The following is an 8,550-nucleotide window of genomic DNA, read 5'->3' on the forward strand; positions in this document are numbered from 1 at the left end:
GCGCCAGTCAACACCCGGCGCCATCTTCGTGTCAAATGGACACTATTGACTACTCATCACCCTTCGCGCCGACGAACTGGTCACCCTTGTCCTTGAAGAGGACGTTGAAGTTGGTGAGCGAGCCGTACACGCGGGTGATGTAGCTCTGCATCTCCACCTTCTCCGCGTCGGACAGCTTCGGGTGCGCGTTGAGCTTCTGCTCGAGCACCCGGAGCCTGTCGCGCACCATGACGACCTTGTGGAACAGGCTGTCGATGGGCAGGTCCTTGGCCTGCAGCTCCGGGTTGGCCGGAACCAGGCGCACCGTGCCGCCCTCCCACTTGCCCGCGAGCGGGGGCGCGTCCATCAGGCCAGACGCCTCCCGGAAGATGTCCATCAGCTCTTCACGCGTCATGCTCAGCCCTTCCAGGTCCACGACTTCGTTGGGGTCCACCCGGCGGCGAATCACCACCGGGGCCACGCTGCGCGCGGTGCGCTCTCGCGAGGGAGAGTGCGCCGCCGGGGCCACGGCCGTGCCTCGGGGCGCGTACTTGTCACAGATGGGGGCGGACGGCGGGAACATGCCCCGCGAGGACTGGAGCCGACACGGCCCCACCCAGCCCCGGCGCTCTTCCACCGAGTGAGGGCTCCACAGCTTGCAATTGCCGCACACCTGCTCTTCCGGCCGGAAGGTGGGCAGGGGCGGAGCAGCGTCCGCCGGGTCTGTCATCAGCGCGTCTCCCCCGCCACCGGCGGGCCCTTGCGCACGCCCAGCTCCCTCAAGAGCGTGTCCGCGTTCTCCACCTGGTCCAACATCCACAAGACATACCGCACGTCCACGTTGACGTTGCGGGCCACGTCCGGGTTGTACCCGAAGTCGTTGGCCACATTCTCCCAGACGCGGTCGAAGTTGACGCCCACCAGCTGCCCCTTGCCGTTCACCGTGGGACTGCCGGAGTTGCCGCCCGTCGTGTCCGCGTCCGCCAGGAAGTTCACCGGCACGTCCTTCAGCTTCTTGTCCGCCCACGCGCCATACCGCTTGGACTCGGCGACCTTCGACACGCGCTCGGGCACGTCGAAGGGCTCCTCGCCCGTGTGCTTCTCCAGCATGCCCGAGAGCGTCGTCTGCGGCGTGTACACGGCCCCGTCGCGCGGCGAGTAGCCCTGCACCTTGGCGAACGTCACCCGCAGCGTCCCGTTCGCATCCGGCGCCACCGGCTTGCCCGCATGCGCCAGCACCGCCTTGCGCCAGTCCGGACGCAGCCGCAGCGACATACCCTGGCGGCGGTCTCCCACGTCATCCAGCGCCTCCAGCTCCCGCGCCAGGTCCAGGCCGAACGCCAGCATCGGGTCCTTGCGCGCCTCCAGCTGCGCCACCGTCTCCGTCGCCATCTTCATGCGCTCGGCCAGCGTCAGCACCTGGGTGACGGCGTAGAGCGAGTCCACCTTCGCCGCGACGTCCTTCTCCACGAACACCTTGCCGAAGTGCTTGTCCACGGCGGCGATGCGCTCGTCCGCCCCCAGCGCCTGCGCGCGCTTCACGTAGGCGATGAGCAGCTTCTTCTCGGCCGGGACGAACACGTTCTTCTGCTCGCGCTCCAGGCGGTCCTTGATGCGCGCCTGCTCGCGGTCCATGTACTCCGGACGGCGCTCCAGGTCCGGCTTCGCGCGCTCCGCCGCCAGCCGCGACAGCGTCACCGCCAGCGCCGGGCCCCGGGCCAGCCGAGGCGTCGCCCCGAGCAGGAACTCGCGCTCGAACACCTTCGTGTTCGCCTTCTGCTCGGCCAGCAGCGCGTCGCGGGCCGTCAGGGCGCTCGCCCACTTCGCGCCGTTCTTCCCGGCCCAGGCAGCGACGTCCGCTTCGGCCTGGTGCTGCTTCTCCACCAGCTTGCCGCGCTTGAGCCCCGCGAGCTGCCCGCCCGCGTTCTTGTACACGTTGTGCAGTCCCTTGACGGTGGACGCGACGGCGATCTTGCCGGCCGGGTCCTTCTCCCCTTCCTCCTCCAGGATGCGGATGGCCTCGCCGAACACGTCGCGCATGCGCGGGTACAGCCGCGACTGGCGCTCCGCGAACTCCTCCGCGAGCAGCGCGCGGTAGGTGCGGCCCGGGTAGCCGAGCACCATCACGAAGTCGCCCGGCTTCACGCCCTCGGTGGCCAGCGGGAAGAAGAACTCCGCCTTGAAGGGCACGTTCTTCTCGCTGTACGGCGCGGAGGAACCGTCCGGCGCGCTGTACGCGCGGAGGATGGCGAAGTCACCGGTGTGGCGCGGCCACATCCAGTTGTCCTCCTCGCCACCGTACTCGCCCACCGCGCGCGGCGGCGCGTACACGAGCCGCACGTCCACCAGCTCCACCGCGTCCACCAGCGTGTAGTTGACGCCGCTGTCGAACGTGGACACCTGGCAGCGCGTGGCGGGGCGCTTCTCGCACTCGGCCACCAGCTCCTTCTGCTTGCGCTCGATGGCCTTGTAGCGGACCAGGTCGTCCGCGCCCTGCGGCACCGCGGCCAGCACCTGCGCCGTCACGTCCGTGAAGCTGCGAGGCACCTGCACCCGCGCGCCCTTGCCGGGCAGCTCGTCCTTGCGCTCCGAGGCCAGGAAGCCCTGGGTGATGAGGTCGCGTTGGGGCGTGCTGTGCTCCTGGATGACGCCGAAGGCACAGTGGTGGTTGGTGATGACCAGGCCGGTGGAGGAGATGAAGGCGCCAGTGCAGCCCCCCACGTTCACCGCGCCCGCGAGCAGGCCGGTGCCGCGCTTGGGGTCCCAGAGCTTCTTGGGTGAGACCTGGAGTCCCTGGGCGCGCAACCACGCCGGGTCCAGGTCCAGCACCTGCTGGGGGGTCCACTTTCCTTCCCCGGCCAGAGCCGGGGCAGCCACGAGCGAGAGCAGAAGGAGGGCTTTCTTCATGGAGTCCTCCCTACCCCGTCCGGCGCCCGCACGCGACTCCCACGGTGTGTCCGACGCTTCGCGGCATGCCAGGAGTTTCCTGGGAAGAGGGACCGAGCTTAAGTGTTGGGGTGTCTGATGGAGGGGAGGCCCGGAAAACGATGAGGACCGCCAGCGGAGCAAAGCTCGACTTCGGCCGCCTGGCCCTCCTGCTCGTCATGCTGGGGGTCGGCTGGTTCTTCTGGGACTCGCCCGTCCTGTGGCCTCTCAAGGTGCTGGTGGTGATGATGCACGAGAGCGGGCACGCGCTCGCCACCCTGCTCCTGGGTGGGTCCGTGGACCGCATCCACCTCATGGCCGACGAGGGGGGCTTGTGTATGTCCCGCCTCCCACCGGGCATGCTGCGCCAGGTCGTCCTGTACTCGGCGGGCTACCTGGGAAGCGCGGTGGCTGGCGCAGGGCTGCTCATCGCCACCTTCCGGTTCCAGCTCCGCCGGGGCGTGCTGGTGGCCGCCTCCGCGTGGCTCGTCATCATGGGCCTCCTGTATGGAGGCGACCTCTTCACCCTGGCCTTCTGCGTGGGCACCGCCGTCGTCCTCGGCGCGTGCGCGAAGTGGCTGCCGGATGGCGCGGTGGACCTGGTGAACCTCTTCATCGCCGCCTTCACCGCGCTGTACGTGCTGTTCGACCTGCGCTCCGACCTCTGGAACAGCACGGTGCGCGCGCAGAGCGACGCGGCCCTGCTCGCCGACGTCACCTACGTGCCCTCCGTGGTGTGGGCCGCCCTGTGGACGCTGATGGCCGTGGGACTCTTGGCCGTCGCGGCCTGGTGGTCCATGCACGCCAGGCCCAAGGGCCTCCAGATGCCCCCCGTGGGCACCCGCACACGACGGGCCTGAGTCAACTGGCCATGCGTGGTCATTGCGAAACAAACGCAATCCCGGGACAATTACAAAACGCCTACTAGAGTGAGTGAGGTCGTACTCCCCGCTCGAGAGGTGTTCCATGAGAAGCGTCGTACTCAGCGTCGCCGTGGCGGTCCTGGCGGCGTGTGGTCCCGCCCCCGAAGAGACGTCCTCCCAGGAGTTCGACGCGCAGCGCTCCGCGGTCAGCTTCACCGTGGAGAACCAGATTGTCACCCGCCTGCCGAGCGCCTCGGGAGCCACTCTCGGGTATTCCGAGTACCTGCCTCCGGGATATCTGACTTCGACCCAGACCTACCCGGCCATCATCCATCTCAACGGCATGGGGGAGCTGGGTCAGGCGACGACGGAGGCGCAGCTGTACGACATCACCACGCGGCACGGCGCGCTCGCCAACATCCGCACGAGCGCCACGTGGAAGACGTACTTCGGCACGAAGCAGGTGATGGTCTTCACGCCGCAGAGCCTGGACAACTACTCGCCCACGGAGCTGCGTCCGTTCGTGCAGTTCATCGTCGCCAACTACCGGGTGGACCCCACTCGCGTGTACCTGACGGGCCTGAGCATGGGCGGCTGGGGGACGTGGCGGTACGCGAATCTCTACGGCACCGAGCTGGCGGCCATCGCCCCGTTCGCCACCAACATCGGCGCGCCGGGACCCACCATCACCGCTCTCAATGATGTTCCCGTCTGGGCGTCGAGCAGCTACGGCGAGGTCGCCGCGCAGCAGTCCTGGCTGATCGGCTACACCAAGAACTACAACGTGACCCAGATGGTCAGCGTCACCAACAGCACGCAGACGCTGACGTACCTGTTCGACAAGACGACGAAGCTGTGGACGTCACAGGCGGGCGCGGTGAGCACGGGGTCGGCCGCGGCTCGGCTCATCGTGATTCCCGGCTCGGCGCACACCGGCTGGTCGGAGTCCTACAGCACGCAGTCGTTCTGGGACTGGATGCTGGCGCAGCAGCGCGGCGGGACGCCGCCCACGCAGTACACGCTCACCGTCAACAGCGGCTCGGGTGACGGCCAGTACACCAGCGGCACGCAGGTCACCATCACCGCCGACGCTCCGGCATCCGGCTACGTGTTCGACCAGTGGACCGGCGCCACCGTGGCCAGCACCACGTCCGCGACTACGACGCTGACCATGCCCGCGGCGGCCACCACCGTCACCGCCACCTATCGCGTGTCCTCGCCCACGCAGTACACGCTCACCGTCAACAGCGGCTCGGGCGACGGCCAGTACGCCAGCGGAACGCAAGTCACCATCACCGCGGATGCGCCCGCGTCCGGCTACGTGTTCGACCAGTGGACCGGCGCCACGGTGGCCAGCACCACGTCCGCGACGACGACGCTGACCATGCCCGCTGCGGCCACCACCGTCACCGCCACCTACCGCGTGTCCACGCCGGGCCTGCCCATCACCACCGAGAACCAGGTCATCGGCCGACTGACGAGCGCCACCGGCACCTCCTACGCCTACGCGGAGTACCTGCCCCCGGGCTACCTGACGTCGCCGACGACGACCTATCCGCTGGTGCTCCAGCTCCACGACTCCGGTGAGGCGGGCACCACGAGCACCGAGGCCCAGCTCGTGGAAGTGGTGTCGCGCTACGGCCCGCTCAAGCTCATCCGCGACAACCCCACCTGGAAGACGTACTTCGGAACCCAGCAGGCCATGGTCTTCGCGCCGCGCACCTCCTCGAACTGGAACGTCACGCAGCTCAACGCGCTGGTCGACTTCATCGTCGCCAACTACCGCGTGGACCCGTCGCGCATCTACGTCACGGGCCGCGTGCTGGGCGGCTCCGGTGCGTGGAACTATGGCAACAGCCATGGCAACCGCATCGCGGCGCTCGCACCGGTGGGCGCCAACCTGGGCGCCCCCGGCCCCGCGATTACCCAGTTGCTCAACGTCCCCGTGTGGATGGTGGACTCCTGGCAGACGGCCGACGCGTGGACGGCCCAGCACTCCTGGCTGCGCGGCCTGACGAAGGCGTACGGATGGGACCAGTACCTGACCTTCGCCGCGCCCGCCGCGACGCTCACGTACGTGTTCAACGCCACCAACGACACCTGGTCCACCCAGGCAGGGGCCTATGCCGCGGGGACGTCTCCCCTGCGATTCACCGTGCACCCACAGGGCACCGACTTCAGCACGCCCACGTACGAGAACGTCGCATTCTGGGATTGGATGTTCGCCCAGCAGCGCCCATAACCGGGCTCCATCGGCCCCCTGCTCACTCGGAGGGGGCTTCGGCCGCCACGGTGTGCCACCGGTCATCGTGAATCCAACCGATGGTCCGGTCCGCGAGCGCCCACACGCCGTCCTGGGCGCCGCGCAGCCCGGTGAAGCGCAGCGAGTCCGCCTTCGCGATGACCATGCGCTTCAGCTTGTCGCCGACCACGCGGTCGATACCGCCCAGGTGCGCCGCGTAGACGTGGTCCTGGTACGTCGCGATGCCGTAGTACTCGCGCTCGGTGTCCGGGGGCCGGATGACGCGCCAGTCGTCGCCGCTTCCCATCAGGACGGCTCCCTCATTTCCGCAGAGGGCATAGCCGTCTTTCAGCGTGCACACACCATTGAAGCCCGTCTCCAGGGGAAGCGGGATGCGGCGCCAGCGCTTTCCATCGAAATGCGCCAGATGCCCCTCGGAGGTGACGGCCATGAAGTCGTCGCGACCGTGGCCCGTGAGGTCTTCGAGGGTGACGTCCTCTCCGTCGACGGTGAGCTGGGGCAGCGTGCTGAAGCGCGCCTTGCCCAGCACGTAGGCCTGACCCACCGAGCCCACACAGACGACGTCGTTCCCCAAGACGCGGAGCCGGCGCAGCGGCCCGAGGTCCTCGACGGCCTTGTTCCTGAACACCTTGCGGGAGGCCTTCAGCTCATCCCTGGTCCGCGGCGTCTTCCAATCGAAGCGAATCACCATCCCGTTCTCTCCGAGGACGTAGGCCAGTCCCGCCTCGGTGGCATCCACGGAGAGGACCGCCTCACCGGACACCTCGAACTCCAGCCACGCGCCATCCCTGCGCACGCCGATGCGATTGCCGGGATTGTCGTAGTCGTCCCCCACCGTGCAGGCGGCGATGACCACCCCTGGGACAGGGCTCACGCCCTCCTGGATGTAGGCGTCGCGCAGGAACTCCGCGTCCGTCAGCTCACTCGTCTTCTTCACTGCGTGCTCACTTCCTGGGGCGCATCCGGAACGCGACGAACGAGGCCACGTCGGGGAAGGCGAAGTACGGGTTCGTCTGACGCACGTCGCCCAGGGACGCCACCGGCACGTCCGCGTAGTCGTGCCCCGGGCACAGCCGCGTCGAGTCCGGGACCTTGAGCAACACCTGCGACAGCGAGCGGTACATCGCCTCCGGGTCTCCACCGCTCATGTCGCACCGGCCGCAGCCGTTGATGAACAGCGTGTCCCCGGACACGAGCGCATCACCGGCCAACAGGCAGTGCGAGCCCGGCGTGTGCCCCGGCGTGTGCAGCGCCTGGAACACCTCGGAGCCCACGGGAACCGCGTCGCCAGGCCCCAGCGGGCGCAGCGCGTCCTTCAGCTCGCGCAGCTCCGCGGAGAACTCCACCTCCGCGCGCTGCGCATAGACGGGCACGTCGTGCCGCGACAGCAAATCTGGCAGTCCGTTGATGTGGTCGAAGTGGCAGTGCGAGACGAACGCTCCCGCGAGCCGCTTGCCGTCCTCCGCCACCGCGCGCTCAATCGCATCGACGTCCCACGCCGGGTCCACCACCACGACGTCGGGCGAGTCCGCCGCGCCCACCAGGTAGACGAAGTTGTCCATGGGCCCCAGCTTGAGCTGGCGCACGTAGGGAATCCGCATCTCTCACACCTCCCAGGAAGACTCTAACGCTTGAGACTTGCTGCCACGGCTTCTTCCCTCTTGAATGGACGTCTTTTCCTCGGAGGTCCACACCCCGTGAAGCGCTCATTGCCGTTGCTCGTCTGCACCCTCCTCGCCGGCTCGAGCGTCGTCGCCAAGGAACGGTCCACCTTCAAATACACGGCTCCCGTGGACGGTGAGCGGCCCGTCGTCGTCGACGCCGTCATCGCCCCCCAGGGCAGCGACTTCGCCATGCGCCTGCGCTTCGACAAGGAGCCGTGGGGCGAGGAGTGCAAGAGCCGCTGCGCCAACGCCACGCTGCTGATCGACACGGACAACAGCAAGCAGACCGGACTGCGGCTGGCGCAGGGCGCTCCTGGCAACGGCGCGGACCTGGCCGTCATCATCCAGGGCATGCGCGACTACGCGTCCGAAGGTGGCAGTGCCCAGACGTGGCTGCGCGTGAAGGTACGGCTGCTCGGAAACGAGGCGAGCACCATCGATGACGGGGAGCTCCTGGCCGAGCTGAGCCACAAGCACGACACCGACCGCATCCAGTCCGACGGCAAGGCGGTCTACCTGCTGATCGACACCACCCACGCCTCGATTCCGTCCGCGCGCAAGGCACGGGTCGTCTACCAGCCTCCCGGTGGCAAGCCCATCCAGGCCACCATCCCCGGCATGATTGGAGGCGGCGGCGGCAAGGGCGTGCGCATCTTCAAGGACGGCAACTGGGGCAAGGCACCCAAGGCGACGCCCTGAACGCGCGCGACGGGCTGGAAGAACAGCGGCGGCGCTGAGCCGTCGCGCCAGGCCCGCTGCGCGCCGCGTCGAAGCCCAGGCAAGGGAGCAAGCCCACCCCGCCCCACCTGGTCGGAGCCTTCCGGGAGCCAACCGGGCGTCGTGTCCTACCCGCACC

7 protein-coding genes are annotated in these 8,550 nt (G+C 68.5%); 3 read left to right on the forward strand and 4 right to left on the reverse strand.

Translation table 11 applies throughout. The features are described from left to right. Positions 1-49 precede the first annotated feature (49 nt). Together HUW62_RS25995 and HUW62_RS26000 are read right to left on the reverse strand one after the other, a co-directional pair. Positions 50-709 carry a hypothetical protein gene (locus tag HUW62_RS25995; RefSeq protein WP_163868001.1) on the reverse strand — a complete coding sequence of 220 codons (660 nt, stop codon included), beginning with the start codon at positions 707-709 and terminating at the stop codon, positions 50-52. After that, the gene (locus tag HUW62_RS26000; RefSeq protein WP_163868000.1) at positions 709-2,886 is read right to left on the reverse strand and encodes a S46 family peptidase; all 2,178 of its coding nucleotides are present in this window, start codon (positions 2,884-2,886) and stop codon (positions 709-711) included. Before HUW62_RS26000 ends, HUW62_RS25995 begins: the two co-directional genes overlap by 1 nt. A 140-nt stretch (positions 2,887-3,026) precedes the next feature. On the opposite strand from HUW62_RS26000, the gene HUW62_RS26005 reads away from it, so the two are divergent. Both HUW62_RS26005 and HUW62_RS26010 read left to right on the forward strand, forming a co-directional pair. Continuing rightward, positions 3,027-3,764, forward strand: coding sequence for a M50 family metallopeptidase (locus HUW62_RS26005; RefSeq protein ID WP_163867999.1), 738 nt, complete (start codon positions 3,027-3,029; stop codon positions 3,762-3,764). A 106-nt stretch (positions 3,765-3,870) separates the two neighbouring features. Then, positions 3,871-6,009 carry a hypothetical protein gene (locus HUW62_RS26010; RefSeq protein WP_176435927.1) on the forward strand — a complete coding sequence of 713 codons (2,139 nt, stop codon included), beginning with the start codon at positions 3,871-3,873 and terminating at the stop codon, positions 6,007-6,009. A gap of 22 nt (positions 6,010-6,031) precedes the next feature. On the opposite strand, the gene HUW62_RS26015 is transcribed toward HUW62_RS26010, so the two are convergent. Next, entirely contained in the window at positions 6,032-6,967 is a 936-nt protein-coding gene (locus HUW62_RS26015; protein WP_176435928.1) for a hypothetical protein, read from the reverse strand. A gap of 7 nt (positions 6,968-6,974) precedes the next feature. Then, positions 6,975-7,631, reverse strand: coding sequence for an MBL fold metallo-hydrolase (locus tag HUW62_RS26020; RefSeq protein WP_163867996.1), 657 nt, complete (start codon positions 7,629-7,631; stop codon positions 6,975-6,977). Positions 7,632-7,727: 96 nt separating this feature from the next. On the opposite strand from HUW62_RS26020, the gene HUW62_RS26025 reads away from it, so the two are divergent. Further along, on the forward strand, positions 7,728-8,393 hold the full coding sequence (locus HUW62_RS26025; RefSeq protein WP_163867995.1) for a hypothetical protein: 666 nt from the start codon (positions 7,728-7,730) through the stop codon (positions 8,391-8,393). Positions 8,394-8,550 lie beyond the last annotated feature (157 nt).

It is taken from the genome of Myxococcus sp. AM011, assembly GCF_013372595.1.
GTDB classification, from domain to species: Bacteria; Myxococcota; Myxococcia; order Myxococcales; family Myxococcaceae; genus Myxococcus; species Myxococcus eversor.

Coding starts and splice junctions, on each gene's coding strand:
- HUW62_RS26020 (WP_163867996.1), bottom strand. CDS start 7,631: ATGCGGATTCCCTACGTGCGCCAGCTCAAGCTGGGGCCCATGGACAAC.
- HUW62_RS26000 (WP_163868000.1), bottom strand. CDS start 2,886: ATGAAGAAAGCCCTCCTTCTGCTCTCGCTCGTGGCTGCCCCGGCTCTG.
- HUW62_RS26010 (WP_176435927.1), top strand. CDS start 3,871: ATGAGAAGCGTCGTACTCAGCGTCGCCGTGGCGGTCCTGGCGGCGTGT.
- HUW62_RS26005 (WP_163867999.1), top strand. CDS start 3,027: ATGAGGACCGCCAGCGGAGCAAAGCTCGACTTCGGCCGCCTGGCCCTC.
- HUW62_RS25995 (WP_163868001.1), bottom strand. CDS start 709: ATGACAGACCCGGCGGACGCTGCTCCGCCCCTGCCCACCTTCCGGCCG.